Source organism: Streptomyces sp. ATLC9, from assembly GCF_057196705.1.
The window spans coordinates 1-509 of record NZ_JBXUOY010000581.1 but is presented as its reverse complement, the minus strand read 5'-3'; the positions used below and the strand labels follow the sequence as shown (position 1 = coordinate 509).

Sequence of the window (509 nt, the reverse complement as noted above, 5' to 3'; positions counted from 1 at the left end):
GGTCGGCGGCAAGCGCCTGGAGGTCTCCCTGCCCGCCTCGCTGGGTATGTCCCTGGCCCGCACCGCCGCGGCCGGCGGCGCCCGCCCCAAGCGGCGCGCGGCCAGGAAGTCCGGCCCGGCCGCCTCCGGTGACGCGCTGGCCTCCCCGATGCAGGGCACCATCGTCAAGGTCGCCGTCGAGGAGGGCCAGACCGTCGCCGAGGGCGAGCTGGTCGTGGTGCTGGAGGCGATGAAGATGGAGCAGCCCATCAACGCCCACCGCGCCGGCACCGTCAAGGGCCTGACCGCCGCCGTCGGCGCCGGTGTCAGCGCCGGCGCCGTCATCTGCGAGATCAAGGACTGATCCCGCGCCGCCCCGCCGCACGCGAGGGGGGGGGGGGGGCGCCGCCCGCCCCCCCCCCCCCCCCTCGCGCCGTACACGCGGTACGGGCCGCCCTCGGGCGGCCGCTCTCAGTGGCGGCGGGGCGCCAGATCCGCGACCCGGCCCGTCGGCCGGCCGTCGCCCGGGG

The 509-nt window shown here is 79.2% G+C and carries 1 protein-coding gene; it reads left to right on the top strand.

Annotated features, from left to right (window positions below):
- Positions 1 to 343 (top strand): acyl-CoA carboxylase biotin carboxyl carrier protein subunit (locus AC2CJA_RS27165; protein ID WP_484605273.1); only part of this gene is annotated, 343 nt, incomplete at its 5' end.
- Positions 344 to 509 lie beyond the last annotated feature (166 nt).